Origin of the sequence: Arthrobacter sp. N1 (assembly GCF_048288285.1) — a bacterium.
Classification (GTDB): Bacteria; Actinomycetota; Actinomycetes; order Actinomycetales; family Micrococcaceae; genus Arthrobacter_D.
Map to the genome: position 1 here is coordinate 487,244 of NZ_CP102608.1, position 22,541 is coordinate 509,784.

Consider the following 22,541-nt stretch of genomic DNA (forward strand, 5'->3'; position numbering starts at 1 on the left):
TCAGGCCGCTGTCGGTGCGGCGGGTCCGGTGGGCCAGCGCAGGAGCGCAGCGATGGGCTTCTCCTCGAGCGCACCGGACGGGTACATCGTCACCTGCGCATCGGTGAGCGCGGCGGCCCGGAGGAGCCCGGCGACCGCCGGCACCTCGCCCAGCACGCCCGCTCCGGCGGTGTCGGCCTCGGAGGTCGCGACCCAGGGTGCTGCGTCGAGTGCGAGGAGGGTCTCGCCGTCCCAGGCCGTGGTCTCGAGGAGGAGGACTTCGACCTGCGCCTGCTGCAGGGCCGTGATCACGGCCCCGCGGCCGACGGCGGACGTCCGTGTCCCCTGGCCCTCTTTCTCGGCGAGGCGTTCGAGGAGCGAGTGCTGCTGATCCGCCATGGTGCGTGCCACGAGCTGCTGGACCTGCTCGAGGAAGGTCTCCTCGTCGGCTCCGTCCGCGCGGGTGTTGCTCTCGATGACGCCGAGCTTCGCGGCGGACTCCTGCGACACCTCGTCGGCCACCAGTTGGCGTGCCCGGATGTCACCGGCCACCACGATCAACTGTGCATCGTGCTCCGCGGCGATCCGATCGATCTCGGCGGCGACCTCGCGGGAGTTCATCTTCCAGACCTTCTCCGCATGCTGCTGCATGCGGCGGTGCCCCCAGCCTCCGCTCCCCAGCTTGCGGGTGTGCATCGTGTCACCCTCGACCTCGGAGGCGGGGGCCCCGGAGGTGATGTGCTGCTCGTCGCCGTCGGCGTACCGCAGGTAGATCTCGCCGCCGTGGTGCCCCACCTCCGCCACCAGGTAGGCGAAGTCCTCGGGGGTGTGGCGGACGAGCGGCGTGAGGTCGGGTACGGGGCCGGTGTCGGTCACCGTGAGGCCGACGAGGTCGCCGGGCAGGAACTCGTCGACGACGGCTTTCCCGCCGTTGACGAGGAGGTAGCGCGTCACCGGGTCCGGCAGTCCCTTCGCCGTCGTGCCGAGTGCGGCGACGGCGGCGTCGATGTCCTCGGAGGGTGCTCCCGCAGCCTTCATCTCCTGGGCGATGCTGCGGGGAAGGATCTCGTCGTTCGCCAGGCCGTCCACAGTTCCGGTGCTGCCGTCCACATAGATGGTGGTCCAGGGACCGGGCAGTTCGAACAGCTGGGCATGGTCTTTGAGTACGTGCGTCACGAAGGTCCCCTGTCGTGTCGGTATCGGGCCGGCGGCCGAGCGCCGGAAATACTAAGGACACTTATGGTCTATCACTCCGTCCGAGCGGTGAGAAGGGTCGATTCGTCCTCGGAGGGGCTTGAAATTGCCTCGGCACGCGTGGGTGGTGGCGGGTAGCGTGGAGGACATGCTGACCGTTCCCGAGAATTTCCCGCCCGCCTACATCCGCTTCCTCGAGGCCCAGGACGAGGGCTTCGCCGAGACCGTGCTGATGGTCATGAAGCAGTCCGTCGCGGAGGGCAAGCACGGCATCCTCATCAGCGACCAGGCTGTCGACCGCGGCGCCGAGACGTCCAAGGAGATCCCGTTCGGCGAGATCGTCGTCGGGACCCGCTGACAGCAGGGTTCCGGGCGCAGAGGCCCAGGCCGGCACAGTGGGCCCGGGGACTGCCGCTGAGCCCACAATGAAGGAAGCGCCGGTCGATGACCGGCGCTTCCTTCGTCCGCTGTTCGTCGCGGGAGCCTCTAGCTGCCCCCGCCGGTCTTCTCGTCGGTGTCCGCGCCCTCGGCGGGCTCCTCGGAATGCACGCGGATGTCTGCCGTATCGGCGTCCGGGTCGCCCTCGGCAGGTGCTTCGTTGTGGATGCGGTCGTCGTCGCTCGGCTTCTCTGACATGCATTCGTCCTCTCGGTTCGGGGGAAGATCAGCTCCCTCACCGCCAGTGTACGGACCTGTGCGAACGGGCATCACCGGCAGGAACTCCATGGCGGAATGTGGTCAGCATGCTTACGATCGAACCATGGAGTCGAACACCGCCACGGACACCGACGTGGTCATCGGCACGGAGGGCGGAGGGGCCAGCGGTGGGGCTGCGGGGCCGCCGACCGCGGGAACGACCGCCGGGGCGGCCGGATCGCGGACCGCCGATGCCCCCGGCATGGTGCACCGTCGCAGCCGGATCGCGGGAGGCGCAGCCGCAGGGCTCGGCTCCGTCGCCCTCGGGATCGTGGCGCATTCCGTGTCCGACGGCGTCCTGCCGAGTCCTTCCATCCTCGCCGGGCTGACGTCGCTCGCGGTGCTGGCTGCCACCCTCGTGGTGCTCGGGCGCCTCCCGGGCTGGGCCGTGCTGCTCCTGCTAGGAGCCGGCCAGCAGGTCCTGCACTGGCTGCTCGGGGGGCTCGCGGTCGCGCCCTCCTCGACCGTCGCGGGACCGGCTGATCATCACGGAGCCGATGTGCCGGTGGGGGCCGGGGGTCCCGGTGGCCATTCTCCGGAGGTGATGCTCCTGCTGCACACCCATCTGGCGGCAGCCCTGCTCGTGGGCTGGTTGGTCCTGCGTCACCGGGCCATCGGTGCCTGGTTCCGGCAGCGGACGTCCACCCGGCAGCGGTGACCATAGGCAGGAGGCGCACCCGCCGCGGGCGGGAGCGCCTCGTCCTGATCGCGCCGTCACCGAGAGTTGCAGCGAAGATGCCTGCAACCCTCCGTGAGGATCGCCCTGCAGATGCCTAGTTGGCGTTCACCGAACCGTCGTAGAACGGGTAGTCGGTGTAGCCCTCGGCGCCCGTCGAGTAGAACGTCGAGGGGTCGGGCTCGTTCTCCGGCAGGTTCTCCCGCCAGCGCCGGGCGAGGTCCGGGTTGGCGATCGCGGGACGACCGACGACGACGGCGTCACCGATGCCGTCCTCGAGGATGGAGATCGCCTCCTCGCGGTTCGTGATGACGCCGAATCCGCTGTTGATGAGGAACGGACCACCGAAGCGCGTCCGCAGGTCCTGGACGAACGCACCGGTGGGCTCGGCGTGCAGGATGCTGAGATAGGCCAGGCCGAGTGGGGCGAGCGCGTCGACGAGCGTCCCGTAGGTCGCATGCACGTCGGCGGCCTCCGTCTCCAGGGCGTCCTGGATGTTGTGCTCCGGCGAGATGCGCAGGCCCACCCTCTCGGCGCCGACCGCCTCGGCGACCGCGGTGACGAGGTCGATGACGAACTGCGCCCGCTTCTCCGGCGAGCCGCCGAAGGCGTCGTCCCGCTGGTTCGATCCGGGTGAGAGGAATTCGTGCAGGAGGTAGCCGTTGGCGCCGTGCAGTTCGACGCCGTCGAACCCTGCGACCTCGATCGCCTGCCGGGATGCGGTCACGAACTCCTCGATGATGTCGGGAAGCTCCCCGGTGGTCAGGGCGTGGGGGACGGGGTAGGGCTGCTTGCCGGTGCTCGTGCGCGTGGTGCCCTCGATGGCGATCGCGCTCGGCGCGACCACCTCGTACCCGCCGTTCGTGTCGGGGTGGGTGACGCGGCCGGCGTGCATGACCTGGGCCACGATGCGGCCGCCGTCGGCATGGACGGCGTCGGTGACGCGCCGCCACCCGGCGAGCTGCTCGTCCTCGACGAGGCCGGGCTGGCCGGGGAAGCCCTGGCCGGCGTGGCTGGGGTAGGTGCCCTCGCTGACGATGAGTCCCAGCGAGGCACGCTGGCGGTAGTGCTCGACGACGATGTCGCCGGGGATCCCGGCGTCGCCCGAGCGGACGCGGGTCAGCGGTGCCATGACGACGCGGTTGGGGAGTTCGAGCGTGCCGAGGGTGAGCGGGGAGAACAGCTTCACGGGTCCTGCTTTCTGCGTGGGGGGGGTGTCCTACCCGTCGGTAACCGGGCTTCGCCTGGTGCTATTCCATCTGTGGTGCGTGTCACGGAGGTGCGGGCGGGACTCCCCGGCCCCGGCCGTCCGACCGGCGGAGGGGTGATGGTGCCGGGGCGACGACGGTGCGACACTGTGCGTGTTCCCGCGGCCCGGCGGGACATGAGGTCGATGAGGCGTTGATGCGGCATGAGTGAGATCCGGATGAAGACTGCGGCGGGTCGGTGGATCCTGCTCGCCACGGTGCTCGGGTCCGGCATCGCCGGCATCGACGCGACGGTCGTCAACGTCGCGCTCCCGACCATCGGCGCCGAACTCGGCACGGACTTCGCCGCCCTGCAGTGGATCGTGACGGGCTATACGCTGACGCTCGCCTCGTTCATCCTGCTCGGCGGATCCCTCGGGGACAGGTTCGGGCGCCGGCGCATCTTCGTCGTCGGGGTCATCTGGTTCGCCGTCGCCTCCCTGCTCTGCGGGCTGGCGCCCGACGCCGGCCTGCTCATCGCTGCCCGGGCGCTGCAGGGGGTGGGCGGCGCCCTGCTCACCCCGGGCAGCCTCGCCATCATCCAGGCGAGCTTCTCGGGTGAGGACCGGGCGCGGGCCATCGGAGCGTGGTCGGGCCTCGGCGGGGTTGCGACGGCGATCGGTCCGTTCCTCGGTGGCTGGCTCGTCGAGAGCGTGTCCTGGCGCTGGATCTTCCTCATCAACGTGCCCATCGCGGCGGCGGTCGTGTGGATCGCCGCACGCCACGTGCCGGAGACGCGCGACGCCGACGCGACCGGCGGTCTCGACGCGGCCGGGGCGGTGCTCGGTGCGCTCGCGCTCGCAGGGACCACGTATGCCCTGATCGAGGCGCCCGCACAGGGAGCAGGCGCTCCGGCGGTCCTCGGCTCGGGCGTGCTGGGGCTCGTCGCCGCCGCCGCGTTCCTCGTCGTCGAATGGCGTGCCGAGCACCCCATGCTGCCGCTGCGCATCTTCGCCAACCGGCAGTTCAGCGCAGCCAACGCGGTCACGTTCCTCATCTACGCGGTGTTCGGCGGGATCTTCTTCCTGCTCGTGGTCCATCTGCAGGTCGTCGCCGGATTCAGCCCGGTCGCATCGGGGACGGCGATGCTGCCCATCACGGCGCTGATGCTGGTGCTCTCGCCGCGCGCCGGGGAGCTCGGCTCACGCATCGGACCGCGGATACCGATGGCGGTCGGGCCGCTGGTGTGCGCGGTCGCACTCGTGCTCATGGTGCGGATCGGTCCCGGGGCGTCCTACCTCGTGGACGTCCTGCCCCCGGTCCTCGTCCTGGGACTCGGGCTGTCGCTCCTCGTGGCCCCCCTGACGTCCACGGCACTCTCCGCAGTGCCGGAACGCCAGGCAGGCCTCGCCTCCGGCGTGAACAACGCCGTCGCCCGGGCCGCCGGCCTGATCGCGATCGCCGTCCTGCCCGCCGCCGCCGGCCTGACCGGCGACGCCTACAGCAACCCTGCCGTCTTCGAGGCGGGATTCGACACCGCCTGCATCATCGGTGCCGTGGTGCTCGTCGCAGGCGGTGTCCTCGCGGCGCTCACCATCCGGAACACGCACACCCCGGAGACCGAGCATCCGAGCCACTGCGCCGTGGACGGACCGCCGGCCGCCCCTGCCGCCCTGCACACCGGACATCCGGGCGGCAGCGGGAGCTGACGCCCATCCCGACCCGGATGCCGGCCCCATGCCGGACGACGAAGCCCCGGACAGGTGTCCTGTCCGGGGCTTCGTGCGTGGTGCTGGTGCTGGTGCGACGGGACCGTCCGCTAGCGGAGGTCCTCCTGGTCCATCGCGTTGAGCGGTGAACCGCCGCGGTTGGCGGGGTCGTCGCTCGCATCGACGTCGTCGTCCTCCATCATGCCGAAGTCGACATCCGCCGCTGCCTCGCCGAGCAGGGGCTCCTCCGGCGGGTACTGCTCGTCCCCGTGCTCGTAGCGTGCCTCGGCGGTCTCCTCGCGCAGCGTCTGGTCGCTGAGCGCGCCCTCCTCGCCCACTCCGGCCACGCCGTTCTCGTCGGCGCTGGACTCCGTGACCCCGGGCTCGTCCTGCAGGAGGGGATCCTCCTGCCAGCGGTCCGGGTTCAGCTCCGCCGCATCCTGGTAGGCGTCTGGCTGGCCCTCGAGGACCGGGTCGAAAGCCTCGGGCGCCAGCGAATCGTTCGGCACCTCGGGCTCTTCGCCCACGATGGTCAGTTCCTCATCGGGAAGGTTCTCTGTCATCTTCTTCGCCTTTCGTCGGTGCTGCGCATCGTTCGATTGTCAGCCTACTGATGAAGTGGTCCGGGCGACAGTTGGTGCCGCAGCCCGGACCTCCGGTGCGGCTTCAGGCGTGATCGCGCCAGCTGTGCCGTGGGGCGTATCCCAGGATCCGCCGGGCCTTGTCGATCGACAGGAGCGTCTCGTTGCCGCCCACCTCCCGGGTCACCTCGACGCCGGGGAAGACCTCGGCGGCGAGGTCGGCGCTCGGCCGTCCCATCACGGTGTCCGCGGCCGCGATGATGAAGCGGTCGAAGCCCGGCGCCGCATTCTCGAGTGCCCTCTGCACCGCCTGCGCGCCGTCACGGCCGTCGATGTACCCCCAGAGGTTCCACTTCCGGCTCGACGGGTCCGCGTCGAAGGACGGGAACTCGGCATAGTCCTCGGGATCCATCACGTTGGAGAACCGCAGGGCCGTGATGCTGAGCGCAGGGTCCCAGCGCGTCAGTTCGATGGCGAGCTGTTCCTCCAGGTGCTTGACGAGGGAGTAGGTGCTCTCGGGGCGGGCCGGGTACTCCTCGTCGACCGGGATGTACGGAGGAGGGGTGTCGAACGGCAGTCCGAGCACGGTCTCGCTGGAGGCATAGACGATCCGCTTGATGCCGGCGCGCCGGCACGCCTGGAAGACGTTGTACGTGGACGTCATGTTGTTGTGGAACGTGGCGGCGTCCGCCTGCAGGCCGGGTGCAGGGATCGCGCCGAGGTGGACCACGGCATCCAGTGCGTCGTACTTGTCGTCGACCCCCTGGAGGGCATCGGCGACCTGCCCGTAGTCGCGCAGGTCGATCCGGAGGAAGGACGGGCTGCGCTCCCCGTGCTGGTCCAGTTCGACGACGGTGTGCCCGGCCTCGCGGAGGCCACGCACCACGCTGCGCCCGAGCTTGCCGTTGGACCCGGTGACGGCGACCGTGAGGGGCGCCATCAGACCGGCCTGGTCTCGGGTGACTGCGTCCTGGCGACGTCGCTCTCCGCGAGGCCGCCGATGGCCTCGTCGATGGCCTTGAGGACGTCGTCCTCCAGCTTCACGCCTGCGGCGACCGCGTTCGATTCGACCTGCTCGGGACGCGACGCGCCGATGATCGCGGAGGCGACGTTCGTGTTCTGCAGCACCCAGGCGATCGCGAGCTGCGCCATCGTCAGACCCACGCCGTCGGCGATCGGGGCCAGCTTCTGCACGCCCGTGAGGACCTCGTCGCTCATCCAGCGCTTGATCATGTCGGCGCCGCCCTTGTCGTCCGAGGCGCGGGTGCCCTGCTCGGGCTGCCGGCCGGGCTGGTACTTGCCGGTGAGGACGCCCTGGGCCACGGGGGACCAGACGATCTGCGAGATGCCGAGCTCCTCGGACGTCGGGACGACCTCGCCCTCGATGACGCGCCACAGCATCGAGTACTGGGGCTGGTTCGAGATGAGCTGGAAGCCGAGGTCCTTCGCGAGGGCGTGTCCGTCGCGCAGCTGCTGCGCATTCCATTCGCTGACGCCGATGTAGAGGGCCTTGCCCTGCCGGACGATGTCCGCGAACGCCTGCATCGTCTCCTCGAGGGGGGTCTCGTAGTCGTAGCGGTGGGCCTGGTAGAGGTCCACGTAGTCCGTCTGCAGGCGCTGCAGCGAACCGTCGATCGACTCCATGATGTGCTTGCGCGAGAGTCCGACGTCGTTGTGGCCCTTCGGTCCGGTGGGCCCCCAGACCTTGGTGAAGATCTCGAGGGACTGGCGCCGCTCGCCCTTCAGTGCCTCGCCGAGCACGGTCTCCGCAGCCGTGTTGGCGTACACGTCCGCGGTGTCGAAGGTGGTGATGCCGACGTCGAGCGCGGCGCGCACGCACTGCGTCGCGACGTCGTTCTCCACCTGCGAGCCGTGCGTGAGCCAGTTGCCGTACGTGATTTCCGAGATCTTGAAGCCGCTGTTTCCGAGGTATCTGAAGTCCATGGTCCTGATGCTAACCACCCTGATCACCCGCCGTACAGGCTTGACCGTTTACCGAGGCAACTTCTCGTCACGTGACGGGGACGCAACGATCCCAGCCGGTAGACTTGGGGCCGTCCTTTGCTAGCCGCCCACCGTGAATGAGGAATCTTGGCAGACTTCAGCGCCCGCTTCGCCACCGGAGCAGAGCAGCAGGACTGGGATTCCCTCGTCACGGCGAACCCGGGCGGGGGCAACATGCTGCAGTCCATGGCGTTCGCGGAGGTGAAATCGCACCACGGGTGGCGGCCTCGCTTCGTGGTCATCGACGGGGCCGGCTCCACGAGCCACGTCCTCGTCCTGGAGAAGAGGGTGCCGATCGTCGGGGCGCTCTGGTACCTCATCAAGGGTCCCGCGGTGACGCAGCCGGAGCACGTCCCGGCGGCGGCACGGGCTGTCGCCGATCTGGCGCGCCGCGAGAAGCACCCCGTCTTCGCGCTCAAGGTGGAGCCGGACCTCGTCGACGGCCCTGAGCTGCGGGAGACCTTCCGGTCCGCCGGGCTCGTGAAGACCTTCAACCTGCAGCCCAATGACAGCACCGCCGTCCTCGACACATCACCGGAGTCCAACCAGCTGCTCAGGAACCTGCATTCACGCGGGCGCAACGCGGTGCGCCGGGCACTGCGCGAGGGCGTCGAGGTGCAGCGCATGGAGCCCACGGAGGACACCTTCCGGGCCATGTACTCCCTCATGTCGCACGTCGAGGACAGGTCGGCCGCGCGCATGCGGTCCTTCGAGTACTACAGCCGGTTCTGGCAGAACTTCGTGGATGCCGGGCAGGGCCGCTTCTACTTCGTCCACGAGGACGGCGAACCCTCGGTGGGAGCCTTCGTCATCAACTACGGCTCGAAGGGCACCTACAAGGACGGCGGATCACGCCCCGGCCGGACGCAGTACGGTGACTCGCACCTCGTCCAGTGGACCGCGATCAACGACCTCAAGGACGAGCACGGGATCGTCGAGTACGACTTCTGCGGCACGCCGCCGAGCGACCGGCTCAAGGACACGACCCACCCGCACCACGGACTGGGGCTCTTCAAGACGAGCTTCACCAAGACGGTCACCGACTACGCCGGCTGCTACGACCTGGTGGTCAGCGGCTGGAAGTATCGTGTGTGGAACACGATCGCGGAGCGCGCGGCCCGCCAGATCCACTGGCGCCGCACCCACCAACCCTTCTACTGAGGAGTCCCGCGGACCACCGCGGCACAGCATGCATGAAAGGCGGCCGTGAAAGACGGTTCCACCCCCGGGGACGGCCGATCGCCGGCCACCAATCCTTCGCCCGTGGCGGAGGCCCTGCCCGTGATCCGGCGCCCCTTCGACCCGACGGACGAGGAGAAGCGGAAGCTGGGTCGTGCGGCCGGAGAGGCTGCGGCAGCAGGTTCACCGGGGTCGGTGCAGCGGACGTCGCAGGACGGCGGTTCCAAGGGCGTCAAGGGTCGGACGCGCGCACCGTCGGACGGCAGGACCGGTCGGCAGGGGCGCCAGCGTCCGCCGGCCACCCGTCCCACGGACGCACTCCCCACCACGCCCCAGACCCTTCCGCCGTCGAGCCGGTCGAACGCCGCTGCCCGCAGCATGCTGCGCCGACTGGTGCAGGGCGAGGCCCCGCCCACCCAGGCCATGAGCATCGTCGAGCGCCTGGCCGGGAGTCCGTACGCGAACCCGATGATCCAGGCCGGCGGCCCGGATGCGAGCGCGCGGAAGGCTCTGGACTTCGCGCTCAACCTGGCCGAGACCATGTTCCGCTACGGGGCGGGAGCGCTCGAGGTCGAGACCAGCATCATCGCGGTGACGGCCACCTTCGGCCTGGACAACATCGAAGTGGACATCACCAACCAGTCGGTGGTGCTCAACTACTCCGCCGAGGGCCAGACGCCCACCACCGTGCTGCGCGTGGTCAGGTCCTGGACCAACAACTACGCGGGGCTGACAGCCATCCACCGGCTCGTGTCCGACATCGCGGACGGCGGTGTCTCCCGCACCGAGGCCGCCCAGCGCCTCGACGAGATCACGCACCGGCCCAAGCCGTTCCCCCGCTGGATGGTGACGGCCGCCTTCGGCATCTTCTCCGCAGCCATCGTCGCGTTCGTGGGCGGTACGCTCCTGGGCTCCCTCGTCGGCTTCGTCAGTTGCATCCTGGTCGATCTCGTCAGTCGCAGACTCGGCGAGTGGCGTGTGCCCGAGTTCTTCTCGGTCGCCACGTCCTCGGCGCTCGTGACGCTCATCGCCATGCTGTTCTGGTGGCTGCAGGTTCCCATCGCCCCGGCGTTCGTGGTGGTGGGAGGCATTCTGCTGCTCCTGCCGACGGGCCGGCTCGTCTCCGCCACCCAGGACGCCATCAACGGGTTCCCCGTCACGGCTGCCGGCCGGTTCCTCTCGGCCGTCCTCGTGTTCGCGGCCCTCGTCGCCGGGATCGCCGTCGCGCTCGTCGCCGGGAGCGCCCTGGGGATCCCCCCGCTCGAAGTCCTCGAATCCTCCGGCTCGCAATACCCCTGGCCCGTGGTGGCGGTCCTGATCTTCGTGGCGGTGGCGATGATCTGCATCGCCGAGCAGACGGACGTCAAGCTCGTGATCCCGACCTCGCTCGTGGCGGTCGCCGGTTACCTCCTGCTCATCGGGGCGACGTCCGCAGGTGTCGGGTACCGGCTCGCCCCCGCACTCGCCGCCGTGGTCATCGGGGCGCTCTCGCGCGTCGTCGCGCTCCGGCTCGGGGCGCCGCAGCTGGTGGTGGCCGTCCCTGCCGTCCTGTTCCTGTATCCCGGGCTGACCATCTTCCGGTCCATGTACATGCTCACGCTGGACGCCGACGTGGTCAACGACGGCGCCCTCGGACTCTTCAACGCCCTCACCGTGGTGCTCGCGATCGCGGCCGGCGTGGTCCTCGGCGACAACCTGGCGCGTCCCTTCACGCGCAAGCTCGGGTCCACCGAACGGCAGCGGAACCGGCGGCGCTGAGCGGTTCTCCCTCGCCCTTCAGATCCCGCTGCGGGTCCCCGTGGTGCGGGACCAGTCGACGGGACCGGCGCCCTGCTGCGTCAGGAGCTCGTTGGCGCGGGTGAAGGGCCGGGAGCCGAAGAAGCCGCGCGACGCCGAGAGCGGGCTCGGGTGCGCGGACTCGACCGTCGGCGTCGCGCCCAGCAGGGGCTTCAGCCGGAGCGCGTCCTTACCCCACAGGATCGCCACCAGTGGACCGCCCCGCGCGGCGAGGGCACGGACGGCGGCGTCCGTCACCTGTTCCCAGCCGAGCCCCCGGTGGGAGGCCGGTTCACCCGCGCGGACGGTCAGGACGCGGTTCAGCAGGAGCACTCCCTGCTCGGCCCACCCCGAGAGGTCCCCGGACGCCGGCACGCGGGCTCCGGTATCGGCGGAGAGCTCGCGGTAGATGTTGACGAGACTGCGCGGGATCGGCCGCGTCGCAGGATCGACGGCGAAGCTCAGGCCGACGGCGTGCCCTGCCGTCGGGTAGGGGTCCTGGCCCACGATGACCACACGGACGGCGTCGAGTGGGGTGCTGAAGGCCCGGAGGATGTCCCCTGGTTCCGGCAGGACGCGCTGCCCCGCGTCGAGATCGGCGGCGAGGGAGGTCGCGAGTGCGTGGAGTACCGGCTCCACGGGTTCGAGCGCCGCGGCCCACCCGGGGTCCACGAGCTCCCGGACCGGCGTGGGGGCCCCGAAGGGGAAGGCGGCCTCGTGGGGGGAGGGGGCGGGGGAGTGCGCGGGCGCGGCCGGCCCCGTCCGACGGTCGCGGCGGGGGGCCGGATCCACGGGAGGGAGGTCGAACAAGGTGCCGTCGTCGTGGGTCATGGGTCCATTCTGGCCCGCCCGACCGGTGCCTCCCGCTCGAATGACACGGGTGTAATTCCCCACTACCATGGGGTGATGCATGGGCACTGTGACGGAAGGCGGTAGCAGACATGGCCGAGCCGCAGCGGCACGTCGATGACGGGCCGACCGAGGGCCGCACACTCGAACTGGGGGATCGCGAGCAGCGCATGCTCGCCCTCGAACGCGAATGGTGGAAGTACGCCGGAGCCAAGGAGCAGGCCATCCGCGACCTCTTCACCATGTCCGCCACGCACTACTACCAGCTGCTCAACGCGCTCATCGACACCGAGGCCGCGTTGGCCCACGATCCGATGCTCGTGAAGCGGCTCCGCCGCCTGCGGTCGACCCGCCAGAAGACCCGGTCGGCACGCCGCCTGGGCGCGGACATCTAGACCACACCGGTCTCCACGAGCGAAGGACCCTCCCGCCCATGACAGAGCACCCGCGCGACGAGTTCGACAGGGTCCCGGAGACCTCGGAGCGCCAGGGTGTTCATCGTGAACGGCTAATCCCCGCCGGGTCGGGCGGTCTCGCCCTGAAGATCACCGTCGGGATCCTGGCCCTGCTGATCGGCCTCGGCGCCTATCTCATCCTGCCGAGACTCGGGCTCGTCGGTGGCGATGCTGCGGGAACTCCGGCAGCCGCCACGAGCCCCTCACAGGAGCCGGCAGTCGCCCCGTCGGGTTCCACAACGCCCGCCGACGGTGCCGCGGACGGCAACCCACCGACGGAGGCCGACGGCGCATCGACCTCCCCGTCGGACGACGACGAAGACGGCGTCGACCGGACCCGGACCGTCAACGTCCTCAATGGCACCGGCTCACCGGGACTCGCCTCGGTCGCCGCCGGACGCCTGGCCGAGGAGGGGTGGGGCTCGGTCCTCCCCGGGAACTGGGCGGGAGCCCCCGTGGACTCGTCCGTCGTCTTCTACAACGGCGAAGAGCAGCGGATCGCCGCCGAAGCCGTGGCGGAGGACCTGGGGATCACGGATCTCGTCGACAGCGCCGACGTCTCGCCGGACGTCTCCGTGGTGCTCGGCCCCGAGTTCCGGTAGATCCACCGGGGAACCTCGAGGGTCCGCTCCAGGCACGCTCGCGTGGTCCGGGGTGCCGTGGACGACGGGTTCGTCGTCGGGACCACCCGCTCCGAGCGGCTGCGCCGCCCGGAGCCGTGAGGGTCAGTCCTTCAGCGGGATGCCCTGCGCGTCCCGGCGGAACTGCTCGGAGCCGACCAGGATCATGATGCCTTCGATGAGTCCCCAGATCCCCGCGGCGATGGCACTGAGCCCGAAGGTGAACAGGGCCCCGACGGTGGACATCAGGATCTGGATGACGCCGATCGTCGTGAAGCCGAGATAGAAGCGGTGGATCCCGAGCGACCCGAGGAGGATGCCGAGCACGCCTGCCACCACGCGGGACTTCTGCGGTGCGTAGGGCTGGCCGAACGGCCCCTGGTTGTAGCCGCCCTGGCCGTAGGGTGCCTGCGCGTAGGGCGCCTGCTGGTACTGGCCCTGGGGATAGGGTCCCTGCTGCTGCTGCGCGGGCGGGTACGGTGACGGGGCCTGGCCGTAGCCGGGCGAGGTGGTGCCGCCGTCGTAGGTTGGCCGCGCGTCACCGGACTGGCCATAGCCGGGCGAGGTGGCGCCGCCGTCGTAGGCCGGCCGGACATCATCGCTCTGGCCGTAGCCGGGGTAGGGCGGCGTATACGGATCTGCCGGGGCCGGCACGCCTGCAGGCTCGCGACCCGTGCTTCCTGCGCCCTGCTCGTTGTGCTCCCCGTTGTCCGGGCCGGTTGCTGACGTCGACACGATGCCTCCCATGGCTTGTTGTCCGCCCAACCTATGCCCTGAGGGGAATCCGCGCTACGGCAGGCGCTGCCACCGGCTCGACCGGGCGGCGCGGAGGCGTCCGGGAGGCCCTGTGCGGGCGTCCCGACAGGTTGCACTCGGGGGGTGGGAGTGCTAATTATTGAGTTAGCACTCGCGCGCGCAGACTGCTAAGGATGCGCGTGGTGGGTGAAGCAGGCAAACCTCTGTGGTGGGGGTGGTGCCCCGGGCGTGAAAGAGATCGTCCGAGTACTGCCCGGCCGTCGCGGGCACCACACGCAGGCAAGCATTCATGTGCTGAAATGCAACCGTCCCCGAAAGGACCTACGCCATTATGGCCAAGATCATTTCTTTTGATGAAGAGGCCCGCCGCGGCCTCGAGCGAGGCCTCAACATCCTCGCTGATGCCGTCAAGGTAACGCTCGGCCCCCGTGGCCGCAACGTCGTCCTCGAGAAGAAGTGGGGCGCCCCCACCATCACGAACGACGGCGTCTCCATCGCCAAGGAGATCGAACTCGACGATCCGTTCGAGAAGATCGGCGCAGAGCTCGTCAAGGAAGTTGCCAAGAAGACGGACGACGTCGCCGGCGACGGAACCACCACCGCCACGGTGCTCGCCCAGGCACTCGTCAAGGAAGGCCTGCGCAACGTCGCAGCCGGAGCGGACCCACTGAGCCTCAAGCGCGGCATCGAGAAGGCTGTCAAGGCCGTCACCGATGAGCTCCTCGCCTCCGCCAAGGAGATCGAGACCAAGGAGCAGATCGCCGCCACCGCCTCCATCTCGGCCGGTGACAAGCAGATCGGTGACCTGATCGCCGAGGCGCTCGACAAGGTGGGCAAGGAAGGCGTCATCACCGTCGAGGAGTCGAACACCTTCGGCCTCGAGCTCGAGCTCACCGAGGGCATGCGCTTCGACAAGGGCTACATCTCGGGCTACTTCGTCACCGACGCAGAGCGCCAGGAGACGGTCCTCGAAGACCCCTACATCCTGATCGTCAACTCGAAGATCAGCAACGTGAAGGACCTCGTCGCGGTCCTCGAGAAGGTCATGCAGTCCGGCAAGCCGCTGCTGATCATCGCCGAGGACATCGAAGGCGAAGCCCTCGCGACCCTCGTGGTCAACAAGATCCGCGGCACCTTCAAGTCCGTCGCCGTCAAGGCCCCGGGCTTCGGTGACCGCCGCAAGGCCCAGCTGGCAGACATCGCCATCCTCACCGGTGGCCAGGTCATCGCCGAGGAGGTCGGCCTCAAGCTCGAGACCGCCACGCTCGATCTGCTCGGTACCGCGCGCAAGGTCGTCGTGACCAAGGACGAGACCACCATCGTCGAGGGTGCCGGCGACGCCGACGCCATCGCCGGCCGCGTGGCCCAGATCCGCGCCGAGATCGAGAACTCCGACTCCGACTACGACCGCGAGAAGCTGCAGGAGCGCCTGGCCAAGCTGGCCGGCGGCGTTGCCGTCATCAAGGCCGGAGCCGCAACGGAGGTCGAGCTCAAGGAGCGCAAGCACCGCATCGAGGACGCTGTCCGCAACGCGAAGGCAGCCGTCGAGGAAGGCATCGTCGCCGGTGGCGGCGTGGCCCTCATCCAGGCCGGCGCCAAGGCGTTCGCCACCCTCGAGCTCACGGGCGACGAGGCGACCGGTGCGAACATCGTCCGCGTGGCCATCGACGCCCCGCTCAAGCAGATCGCCTTCAATGCCGGCCTCGAGCCCGGCGTCGTGGTCGACAAGGTCCGCGGACTGCCCGCAGGTCACGGTCTCAACGCCGCGACCGGCGAGTACGAGGACCTGCTGGCCGCCGGGGTCAACGACCCTGTGAAGGTCACCCGCTCGGCCCTGCAGAATGCAGCGTCGATCGCAGGCCTGTTCCTCACGACCGAGGCCGTCGTGGCCGACAAGCCGGAGAAGGCAGCTCCTGCCGGCGGCGGCGACGACATGGGCGGCATGGGCGGGATGGGCGGCTTCTAGCCCCCACCCACCGCTGATCGCACCTGCGCAGCACGAGAGGGCGGCACTCCCGGAAGGGGGTGCCGCCCTTTCTCGTTGCCGGTGCCGCGGCGTCGTGCTCCCGCGTGGAAGGGAGGGCGTCAGCTCATGAACATCCGGGCATTGCTCAGTTCCGCCTCCACGTACTGCTGCGTCGCAACGTTCAGCGCCTCGTTGATCCCGGTGAGGGATTCCTCGACCTGCTGCTGTGTGGCCCGCCACTGCACGATCAGGTGCTGGAAGTTGGTGGCGGCCTGGCCCGTCCAGAGGCCCTCGAGTTCCCGCAGGCCCGCCTGCATGGAGTTGACCTCTGCCTGAAGCCTGGAGATGGTGCCCTGGACCTGGCTGCTCTTCGCGGCCAGGCTGTCGGTGTCTACGTTGAAGAATGCCATGCTGTGCTCCCGTGTGCTCGCGCTTCCTTGACCCCCATGACGCTAGGGCAGGACGCTCCGGGATCAGGGGCCCTCAGGCCTCTTGTGGACAACCGGTCCGACGGGCGGCTCCTGTGGAGGAGAGAAGGCGTGCCGCTCGGCGGGTGCCTCCGAGGCGCCGGCCAGGGGCCCGCTGACCGCCGTACCACCGGGGAGTTCCTGCCCGTGGTCCCCGGTGGGACCGGCTGGTGTGTGGGGCAGCCGGATGCTCAGCGTGGCGCCGCCGCCGGCCGTCTCCTCCAACCGCACCGTCCCGTCGTGCTGCGCGACCAGGGCCGCGACGATGGCGAGCCCGAGGCCCGTCCCGCCCGTCTCCCTGTACCGCGAGGAATCGGCGCGGTAGAAGCGTTCGAAGACCTTCGCGGCGTCATCCTCGGAGATGCCCGGACCGTGGTCGCGCACCTCGATGACGGAGTCGCTGTGTCCGTGCAGGACGGGCGCCACGCCGACGGCGATCTCGATCGGTGATTCCTCCGGCGTGTAGCGCAGCGCGTTGGTCATCAGATTGGCGATCACCTGGCGCAGGCGGGCCTCGTCACCTGCGGTCGGGGCCGATCGGGGGGTACCGCCGTCGAGCCCGATCACCGTGATGGAACGGTCGTGGGCCGTGGCACGTGCATCGAAGGCGGCGTCGTGGGCGAGCACCTTGAGATCCACGGGCCTGACCTCCAGGGGGCGCTGCTCGTCGATCCGCGCGAGGGTGAGGAGGTCTTCCACGAGTTGGCCCATGCGGATGGCCTCGCTCTCGATCCGGCCCATCGCCGCGGCGATGTCCTCGTCCTTCTGCAGGGCGCCGTGCCGGTACAGCTCCGAGTAGCCGCGGATCGTCACGAGGGGCGTGCGCAGTTCGTGGGACGCGTCGGAGACGAAACGCCGCATCTTCGTCTCCGACGCCGTGCGTGCGGCGAAGGCCCGCTCGATGTGGGAGAGCATGGCGTTCAGGGAACGGGAGAGGCGGCCGATCTCCGTGGCGGGCCGCTCGACGGCGACGCGCCGCGAGAGATCCCCGGCCGCGATGGCCGCCGCCGTGCGCTCGACGCGCGCCAACGGGGCGAACTGGCGGGTCACCGCGACGAACGCGATCAGGGAGGCAAGGGCCGTCGTGACGAGGCCGGAGGTGAAGATGATCTCGGTGGCCTCCTGCAGGGAGTCGTTGACCGTGTTCAGGCGCGTGGCGATCGCGACGTAGTTGTCCGCATTGCTGAAGGGGATGACGCGCACGCGCCAGTCCTGGCTCCCCTGTTCGGTGCTCGGGACGTCGAAGCCGTCCTGGTCGAGGTCGGCGATGCGCTCCCTGGTCAGGCCGGTGAGATCGGGCAGGTCGCCGCTGACGTCCGGCTGGTTCTCCGCGATGACCTGACCGTCCGCGTCGAGCAGCGCGCCGTAGTACCGCAGCACGGCGCCGTCCGACGTCTGCTCGGGCAGGTAGAGCTGGGCGGTGACGAGCCGGATGTTATTCCCGAGTTCCTGGTCGAGGCGGTTCACCAGCCCGTCACGGAGGAGGGACACCGTGGCGAGGCCCGTGATGCCCACCGTGACGATCATGAGCAGCATGATGATCGCCACCAGCTGGGATCTGAGCGACGCCGCGCTCCACCGCTTACCCAAGGGGCAGCGCTACCGCTTGTCGGCGTTGCGGAGCAGGTAGCCCACGCCGCGCTTGGTCTGGATCAGGGCGACGGCGTCCGGGTTCCTGTCGATCTTGCGGCGCAGGTACGAGATGTAGGACTCGACGATCGAGGCGTCGCCGTTGAAGTCGTACTCCCAGACGTGGTCGAGGATCTGCGCCTTCGACAGGACACGGTTCGGGTTCATCATGAGATAGCGCAGCAGTTTGAACTCGGTGGGGGAGAGGTCGATGACTTCGCCTCCGCGCCTGACCTCGTGCGCGTCGTCGTCGAGTTCGAGATCGTCGACGCGGATCACGGCGTCGTCGTCCTCGAGGGGATGCGTCCGGCGCAGGACGGCGCGGATGCGGGCGACGACCTCGTCCAGGCTGAAGGGCTTGGTCACGTAGTCGTCACCGCCGACCGTCAGCCCGGTGACCTTGTCCTCGGTGTCGTCGCGCGCGGTCAGGAAGACCACGGGGAAGTGCCGGCCGGCGGCGCGCAGGCGCCGCGTGACGGTGAAGCCGTCCATGTCGGGCAGCATGACGTCGAGGACGGCGAGGTCCGGGTTGTGCAGTTCGGCGGCGGCGAGGGCATCGCGGCCATTACCGGCGGCGACGACCTCGAAACCCGCGAACCGCAGGGAGGTCGAGAGGAGTTCGCGGATGTTCGGTTCGTCGTCGACGACCAGCAGTTTCGCTTCGGGGCCAGTTTTCTTCACGCACACAGTATCCGCAGGTTCCCTGTGAGTTGTCTGGACCCATCCTGCGAGCAACCTGCTCACTCACTGGGCTTGGTGTCACCGATCGACGCCGCATCGAGGATGCGATAGGCATAGCCCTGCTCCGCCAGGAAACGCTGGCGCTTCGCGGCGAAATCCTGGTCGAGGGTGTCGCGGGCGACGACGGTGTAGAACCGGGCCGCGCGCCCGTCCGCCTTAGGCCGCAGGAGCCGCCCGAGCCGCTGGGCCTCCTCCTGCCGGGAGCCGAAGGACCCCGAGACCTGGATGGCGACCGACGCCTCGGGGAGGTCGATGGAGAAGTTCGCGACCTTGGACACGACGAGCACATGAATCTCCCCGGACCGGAAGGCGTCGAACAACCGCTGCCGCTCCTTGACGGTGGTCTCGCCCTTGATCACGGGCGCGTCGAGGCGTGCGCCGAGGTCGTCCAGCTGGTCGATGTACTGCCCGATCACGAGCAGCTGCTCACCCTCGTGCGCGGCGACGAGGCGCTCCACGACGTCGGACTTCGTGTCCGACGTCGCGCACAGTCTGTACTTGTCGCCGTCCTCCGCCATCGCGTAGGCGACGCGCTCGTCGCGCGGCAGGTCCACCCGGACCTCCACGCAGTCGGCGGGTGCGATGTAGCCCTGGGCCTCGATGTCCTTCCACGGCGCGTCGTAGCGCTTCGGCCCGATGAGTGAGAAGACCTCTCCCTCCCGGCCGTCCTCGCGCACGAGCGTGGCGGTGAGGCCCAGCCGGCGGCGGGCCTGCAGATCCGCAGTCATCTTGAAGATCGGTGCGGGCAGGAGGTGGACCTCGTCGTACACGATCAGCCCCCAGTCGTTGGCGTCGAGGAGCTCGAGATGCGGGTACAGCCCGCCCCGCTTCGTCGTGAGCACCTGGTAGGTGGCGATCGTGACGGGTCGGACCTCCTTGACGGCGCCGGAGTACTCGCCGATCTCCTCTTCCGTCAGGGACGTCCGCTTGAGCAGCTCGTCCTTCCACTGCCGCGCGGAGACGGTGTTGGTGACCAGGATGAGGGTGGTGGTCTGGCTCGTGGCCATCGCGGCGGCGCCGACGAGGGTCTTGCCGGCACCGCACGGCAGGACGACGACGCCCGACCCGCCCGACCAGAAGTTCTCGACCGCGAGCTTCTGGTAGGGGCGGAGCGTCCAGCCGTCCTCGGCCAGGACGATCGGGTGCGGCGTGCCGTCGACGTAGCCCGCGAAGTCCTCGGCCGGCCAGCCCAGCTTGAGCAGCAACTGCTTCAGCTGGCCGCGCTGGGAGGAGTGCACGACGACGGTCTCGCCGTCGATGCGCGGACCGAGCAGCGGCTGGATCTTCTTCGCGTGCAGCACCTCCTCGAGAACGGGGTAGTCCGTGGTGCGCAGGACCAGCCCGTGCTGGGGGTCCTTCTCGAGGCGCAGGCGGCCGTAGCGCGACATCGTGTCCTCGATGTCGATGAGGAGGGCATGGGGGACCGGGAAGCGCGAGTACTTCAGCAGGGTGTCGAGCACGCGTTCGGCATCGAGTCCGGCCGCCCGGGCGTTCCACAGGCCGAGCGGGGTGAGGCGGTAGCTGTGCACGTGCTCGGGCGCGCGCTCCAGTTCCGCGAAGGCGGCGATCGCATGGCGCGCCTCGGTGGCCTGCTCGTGGTCCACCTCGAGCAGGATGGTCTTGTCACTCTGGACGATCAGCGGGCCGTCAACCATCGGATGGGCTCCCTTCGAGGATCTCCACGTCCATGACGCGGTGTACGGATACGACTTTCTCCACCTGGTTCTCGGGATCGAACACGCGCAGGCGGCCTCCCGAGACGGACAGGGGAACGAGGATCTGGCGCACGTGATTCCCCTCGCTGTCCGCCGTGCCGAGCCGGATACGGCTGCGGGACCTGATGGCGGCCCGCAGCGTCTCCAGGCCGAGCAGTGTCTCGCTGTCCGACGCCGCCGCGTGGTCCGCGGCTCCCGGCCGGGCCGAACGGAGCGTCGCCAGCTGTGCGGAGATCTCCTCCTCGGCGACCGACCAGGGGTTGAGTCGCGAACGCAGCTGCTCCGGGGGCATACGGAACTGGCCGGGCTCCCGGTCGGTATCGGTCCGCGGGGCGGTGGTGGCCGCGGAACCGGTGGCATCGGTGGCGGGGGAGAAGCCGAGATCACGCAGGAGTGCGACCAGTTCCTGCGGTGACGCGGCCGAGACCAGCACGGTCGGGGCGATCTGTACGATCCCCAGCACCGCGGCGCGGGGATCGGCAAGGACGGTGGCCGCGACGGCGTCGTCCTCGGTCCTCACGTAGCTGCCGGCACGCCCGACCCGGAGGCTCCCGTACCGGGAGGCGGTGTCCTCGACGAGATAGGTCAGCGCCTGCGGGATCTCGGTGGCCGAGTGCAGGGCGAGGAAGGCGAGGATGGAGGGTGCGTCCTCACCGGCGTCGAGTGCTCCGCGGATGGAGTCGGCGGAGAAGCGGTAGGTGGTGGCCGGCCCCTGACCCTCCGCGGTGGACATCCGCAGGAGCCCTCGCGCGACCTCGGGCTCCAGGTAGCCGGGCGCGACCGCGGTGAGGTCGGCCTGCAGGACCACGTGGGAGACAGGGGTGGGCAGGGCCTCGCGCACGGCCCGGGCGGCCTCCTCGAGCCGGCCCTCCGCGACGAGCCGACCGGCGTCCGTGAGTGCGCCGTCGCCGGTGAGGCCGAGCGACTGCGCCTCGGCGAGCATGCCGGGAAGAAGGCGGGTGAACCGGCGCTGCAGGCGGGGCTGGTGCCAGGTCGCGAGGGCGATGACGGCTTGGTCCGTGAGCACGGGCAGCCGGGGGGCGGACGGTTCCGCGCCGCCGGCCACCGACAGCTCGGTGGCCGCGGACAGCAGTCGCTGGCGCACCATCGGCGCATCGGGCCGCGACGCCTCGGCGGCGAGCGTGTTGATGCCCGTGCCGTCCGGCAGCCGGGATCCGACGAGGGCCGGGGCGCGGTCGACGGCGAGCCACCCCTCGACCAGCAGGAGCCACTGCTCGTCCCGTCCGAGCGCCTCCCAGGCGTCGAGCCGTGACGCCTTCCATCTCGAGTCGTCCGGGTCCAGTGTCAGGAGACCGACGGCGGCAGCGAGTTCCAGCAGCCATGCGGCGTCCGCTTCGCCCGCGCGCAGGGCGTCCCGCACCCGGCGCAGTTCGCGGACGCCGACCCCACCGGACCGGAGGGTGGTGACGGGGGTGGTTGCCACCGAGCCGAGGAGCGCGGTCATGAGCCGGAGCGTCTCGGCGATGGCCCCGAAGGAGGCGTTGTCCCGGAGCGCCGGCCGGGTGGTGCGCTCGACCTCGAGGGGTGGTGCGACGTCGAGAGTGGTGAAGACGGTGTGGCCCCGCAGGGCGATCCCCACCCCGCGCGGCAGTTCGACGTGCAGTGCATCCAGGGGCGCGAGGAGGCAGCGATCCAGCAGCCACCGCACGGCCGGCGTGGCCCCGCCGTTCGGGGTGGTGTCGGTCGCCGTCGAACCCACCGGCGCATCCCGAAGTCTGACCAGCAGCGCGGAGGCTCCTTCCGGTGCGTCGGCGAGGACATCCTGCCAGGCCGCGGGCTGCGCTGTGATGCTGTCGATGATCCGTGCCGCGGCGGCCGACGTCAGGTCCTCGCTCGGGGAGTCGGGTGCGAGCAACGGCACGGCGCCGACGAGCGCCGGACCGAAGCGGGGGACGGTACGGGCGAGGGTGCGGAACGGGCGTCCGAGCCCTGCCGGGTACGGGCCGAGGGCGTCCGCCAGGGCGCCCACCGGGAGCAGCCCGCCCTCGGGAGCCACGGCCAGGAGGGCGCGTTCCACCAGCCCGGACAGGATGGCCTCCAGCGCGTCGCCGTCGGAGCCGGGCAGCGCGGCGGCCAGGGCGTCGCGGTCGACGCCTCCGCCGGCGTCCTCGCTGAGGACCGTGACGGTCTCGAGGACCTGTAGCTCCGGCCGGTCGACGTTGTCGAGGGCACGCTGCAGGCTGGCACGCGTGGAGGCCCGTGCCGCGAGCGCGGCGAAGTCGGGCACCGCGGGAAGGATGAGGTCGGGCCGGCGTGTGAGCAGTCGGCGCAGGTCGTCATCGCTCCGGCGCGCCAGCTGATCGGCCAGTGCTCGGATTGCGGACATCCCTCCAAGGCTACC

The 22,541-nt window shown here is 70.0% G+C and carries 21 protein-coding genes; 8 read left to right on the forward strand and 13 right to left on the reverse strand.

The window, feature by feature from the left end:
* Entirely contained in the window at positions 1-1,155 is a 1,155-nt protein-coding gene (locus NVV32_RS02310; RefSeq protein WP_422391228.1) for a Vms1/Ankzf1 family peptidyl-tRNA hydrolase, read from the reverse strand.
* A gap of 166 nt (positions 1,156-1,321) precedes the next feature.
* Between NVV32_RS02310 and NVV32_RS02315 the strand changes: the two genes are divergently transcribed.
* Positions 1,322-1,531 (forward strand): hypothetical protein, encoded by a 210-nt coding sequence (locus NVV32_RS02315; RefSeq protein ID WP_055769480.1) that lies wholly within the window; start codon positions 1,322-1,324, stop codon positions 1,529-1,531.
* 128 nt (positions 1,532-1,659) lie between these two features.
* Here NVV32_RS02315 and NVV32_RS02320 read toward each other — a convergent pair whose 3' ends face one another.
* Positions 1,660-1,809 carry a hypothetical protein gene (locus tag NVV32_RS02320; protein ID WP_422391229.1) on the reverse strand — a complete coding sequence of 50 codons (150 nt, stop codon included), beginning with the start codon at positions 1,807-1,809 and terminating at the stop codon, positions 1,660-1,662.
* A 124-nt stretch (positions 1,810-1,933) separates the two neighbouring features.
* On the opposite strand from NVV32_RS02320, the gene NVV32_RS02325 reads away from it, so the two are divergent.
* Entirely contained in the window at positions 1,934-2,527 is a 594-nt protein-coding gene (locus tag NVV32_RS02325) for a hypothetical protein (RefSeq protein WP_422391230.1), read from the forward strand.
* Positions 2,528-2,642: 115 nt separating this feature from the next.
* Here the strand turns inward: NVV32_RS02325 and NVV32_RS02330 are convergent, their stop codons facing one another.
* On the reverse strand, positions 2,643-3,677 hold the full coding sequence (locus tag NVV32_RS02330) for an alkene reductase (protein WP_422391987.1): 1,035 nt from the start codon (positions 3,675-3,677) through the stop codon (positions 2,643-2,645).
* Positions 3,678-3,956: 279 nt separating this feature from the next.
* Between NVV32_RS02330 and NVV32_RS02335 the strand changes: the two genes are divergently transcribed.
* Positions 3,957-5,441, forward strand: coding sequence for an MFS transporter (locus tag NVV32_RS02335; protein WP_422391231.1), 1,485 nt, complete (start codon positions 3,957-3,959; stop codon positions 5,439-5,441).
* Between the two features lie 110 nt (positions 5,442-5,551).
* Here the strand turns inward: NVV32_RS02335 and NVV32_RS02340 are convergent, their stop codons facing one another.
* The 3 genes from NVV32_RS02340 to NVV32_RS02350 all read right to left on the reverse strand — a co-directional run bounded on the left by NVV32_RS02340 (position 5,552) and on the right by NVV32_RS02350 (position 7,966).
* Positions 5,552-6,004 (reverse strand): hypothetical protein, encoded by a 453-nt coding sequence (locus tag NVV32_RS02340; RefSeq protein ID WP_422391232.1) that lies wholly within the window; start codon positions 6,002-6,004, stop codon positions 5,552-5,554.
* Between the two features lie 103 nt (positions 6,005-6,107).
* Positions 6,108-6,962 carry an NAD-dependent epimerase/dehydratase family protein gene (locus NVV32_RS02345; RefSeq protein ID WP_422391233.1) on the reverse strand — a complete coding sequence of 285 codons (855 nt, stop codon included), beginning with the start codon at positions 6,960-6,962 and terminating at the stop codon, positions 6,108-6,110.
* Entirely contained in the window at positions 6,962-7,966 is a 1,005-nt protein-coding gene (locus tag NVV32_RS02350; protein WP_422391234.1) for an aldo/keto reductase family protein, read from the reverse strand. Before NVV32_RS02350 ends, NVV32_RS02345 begins: the two co-directional genes overlap by 1 nt.
* Positions 7,967-8,113: 147 nt before the next feature.
* Between NVV32_RS02350 and NVV32_RS02355 the strand changes: the two genes are divergently transcribed.
* Entirely contained in the window at positions 8,114-9,187 is a 1,074-nt protein-coding gene (locus tag NVV32_RS02355; protein ID WP_422391235.1) for a lipid II:glycine glycyltransferase FemX, read from the forward strand.
* 45 nt (positions 9,188-9,232) lie between these two features.
* Positions 9,233-10,963: a threonine/serine ThrE exporter family protein gene (locus tag NVV32_RS02360; RefSeq protein ID WP_422391236.1), complete on the forward strand. Its 1,731-nt coding sequence runs from the start codon at positions 9,233-9,235 to the stop codon at positions 10,961-10,963.
* A gap of 18 nt (positions 10,964-10,981) precedes the next feature.
* On the opposite strand, the gene NVV32_RS02365 is transcribed toward NVV32_RS02360, so the two are convergent.
* Positions 10,982-11,812 (reverse strand): uracil-DNA glycosylase, encoded by an 831-nt coding sequence (locus NVV32_RS02365; RefSeq protein ID WP_082471371.1) that lies wholly within the window; start codon positions 11,810-11,812, stop codon positions 10,982-10,984.
* Positions 11,813-11,922: 110 nt separating this feature from the next.
* Here NVV32_RS02365 and NVV32_RS02370 point away from each other — a divergent pair, with 110 nt between their 5' ends.
* Both NVV32_RS02370 and NVV32_RS02375 read left to right on the forward strand, forming a co-directional pair.
* Positions 11,923-12,225, forward strand: a complete 303-nt coding sequence (locus NVV32_RS02370) for a DUF3263 domain-containing protein (RefSeq protein ID WP_055769498.1) — start codon at positions 11,923-11,925, stop codon at positions 12,223-12,225.
* A gap of 38 nt (positions 12,226-12,263) precedes the next feature.
* Positions 12,264-12,887 (forward strand): LytR C-terminal domain-containing protein, encoded by a 624-nt coding sequence (locus NVV32_RS02375; protein ID WP_055769500.1) that lies wholly within the window; start codon positions 12,264-12,266, stop codon positions 12,885-12,887.
* A gap of 123 nt (positions 12,888-13,010) precedes the next feature.
* Here NVV32_RS02375 and NVV32_RS02380 read toward each other — a convergent pair whose 3' ends face one another.
* Positions 13,011-13,640, reverse strand: coding sequence for a TM2 domain-containing protein (locus NVV32_RS02380; protein WP_235498721.1), 630 nt, complete (start codon positions 13,638-13,640; stop codon positions 13,011-13,013).
* Positions 13,641-13,992: 352 nt separating this feature from the next.
* Here NVV32_RS02380 and groL point away from each other — a divergent pair, with 352 nt between their 5' ends.
* On the forward strand, positions 13,993-15,627 hold the full coding sequence (gene groL / locus NVV32_RS02385; RefSeq protein ID WP_055769505.1) for a chaperonin GroEL: 1,635 nt from the start codon (positions 13,993-13,995) through the stop codon (positions 15,625-15,627).
* Positions 15,628-15,746: 119 nt separating this feature from the next.
* Here the strand turns inward: groL and NVV32_RS02390 are convergent, their stop codons facing one another.
* The 5 genes from NVV32_RS02390 to NVV32_RS02410 all read right to left on the reverse strand — a co-directional run bounded on the left by NVV32_RS02390 (position 15,747) and on the right by NVV32_RS02410 (position 22,526).
* Positions 15,747-16,037 (reverse strand): WXG100 family type VII secretion target, encoded by a 291-nt coding sequence (locus NVV32_RS02390; protein WP_055769507.1) that lies wholly within the window; start codon positions 16,035-16,037, stop codon positions 15,747-15,749.
* A gap of 63 nt (positions 16,038-16,100) precedes the next feature.
* The gene (locus NVV32_RS02395; RefSeq protein ID WP_422391237.1) at positions 16,101-17,642 is read right to left on the reverse strand and encodes a sensor histidine kinase; all 1,542 of its coding nucleotides are present in this window, start codon (positions 17,640-17,642) and stop codon (positions 16,101-16,103) included.
* Between the two features lie 51 nt (positions 17,643-17,693).
* Positions 17,694-18,404, reverse strand: coding sequence for a response regulator transcription factor (locus NVV32_RS02400; RefSeq protein WP_422391238.1), 711 nt, complete (start codon positions 18,402-18,404; stop codon positions 17,694-17,696).
* Positions 18,405-18,463: 59 nt separating this feature from the next.
* Positions 18,464-20,119 carry a DNA repair helicase XPB gene (locus NVV32_RS02405; RefSeq protein ID WP_055769511.1) on the reverse strand — a complete coding sequence of 552 codons (1,656 nt, stop codon included), beginning with the start codon at positions 20,117-20,119 and terminating at the stop codon, positions 18,464-18,466.
* On the reverse strand, positions 20,112-22,526 hold the full coding sequence (locus NVV32_RS02410; protein WP_422391239.1) for a helicase-associated domain-containing protein: 2,415 nt from the start codon (positions 22,524-22,526) through the stop codon (positions 20,112-20,114). Before NVV32_RS02410 ends, NVV32_RS02405 begins: the two co-directional genes overlap by 8 nt.
* Between the last annotated feature and the right edge of the window lie 15 nt (positions 22,527-22,541).

Bases quoted from the DNA above. Each gene is read 5' to 3' on its own strand.
- NVV32_RS02315 (WP_055769480.1), top strand. From the start codon at position 1,322: ATGCTGACCGTTCCCGAGAATTTCCCGCCCGCCTACATCCGCTTCCTC.
- NVV32_RS02320 (WP_422391229.1), bottom strand. From the start codon at position 1,809: ATGTCAGAGAAGCCGAGCGACGACGACCGCATCCACAACGAAGCACCT.
- NVV32_RS02325 (WP_422391230.1), top strand. From the start codon at position 1,934: ATGGAGTCGAACACCGCCACGGACACCGACGTGGTCATCGGCACGGAG.
- NVV32_RS02330 (WP_422391987.1), bottom strand. From the start codon at position 3,677: ATGGCACCGCTGACCCGCGTCCGCTCGGGCGACGCCGGGATCCCCGGC.
- NVV32_RS02335 (WP_422391231.1), top strand. From the start codon at position 3,957: ATGAGTGAGATCCGGATGAAGACTGCGGCGGGTCGGTGGATCCTGCTC.
- NVV32_RS02340 (WP_422391232.1), bottom strand. From the start codon at position 6,004: ATGACAGAGAACCTTCCCGATGAGGAACTGACCATCGTGGGCGAAGAG.
- NVV32_RS02345 (WP_422391233.1), bottom strand. From the start codon at position 6,962: ATGGCGCCCCTCACGGTCGCCGTCACCGGGTCCAACGGCAAGCTCGGG.
- NVV32_RS02350 (WP_422391234.1), bottom strand. From the start codon at position 7,966: ATGGACTTCAGATACCTCGGAAACAGCGGCTTCAAGATCTCGGAAATC.
- NVV32_RS02365 (WP_082471371.1), bottom strand. From the start codon at position 11,812: ATGACCCACGACGACGGCACCTTGTTCGACCTCCCTCCCGTGGATCCG.
- NVV32_RS02370 (WP_055769498.1), top strand. From the start codon at position 11,923: ATGGCCGAGCCGCAGCGGCACGTCGATGACGGGCCGACCGAGGGCCGC.
- NVV32_RS02375 (WP_055769500.1), top strand. From the start codon at position 12,264: ATGACAGAGCACCCGCGCGACGAGTTCGACAGGGTCCCGGAGACCTCG.
- groL (WP_055769505.1), top strand. From the start codon at position 13,993: ATGGCCAAGATCATTTCTTTTGATGAAGAGGCCCGCCGCGGCCTCGAG.
- NVV32_RS02390 (WP_055769507.1), bottom strand. From the start codon at position 16,037: ATGGCATTCTTCAACGTAGACACCGACAGCCTGGCCGCGAAGAGCAGC.
- NVV32_RS02405 (WP_055769511.1), bottom strand. From the start codon at position 20,119: ATGGTTGACGGCCCGCTGATCGTCCAGAGTGACAAGACCATCCTGCTC.
- NVV32_RS02410 (WP_422391239.1), bottom strand. From the start codon at position 22,526: ATGTCCGCAATCCGAGCACTGGCCGATCAGCTGGCGCGCCGGAGCGAT.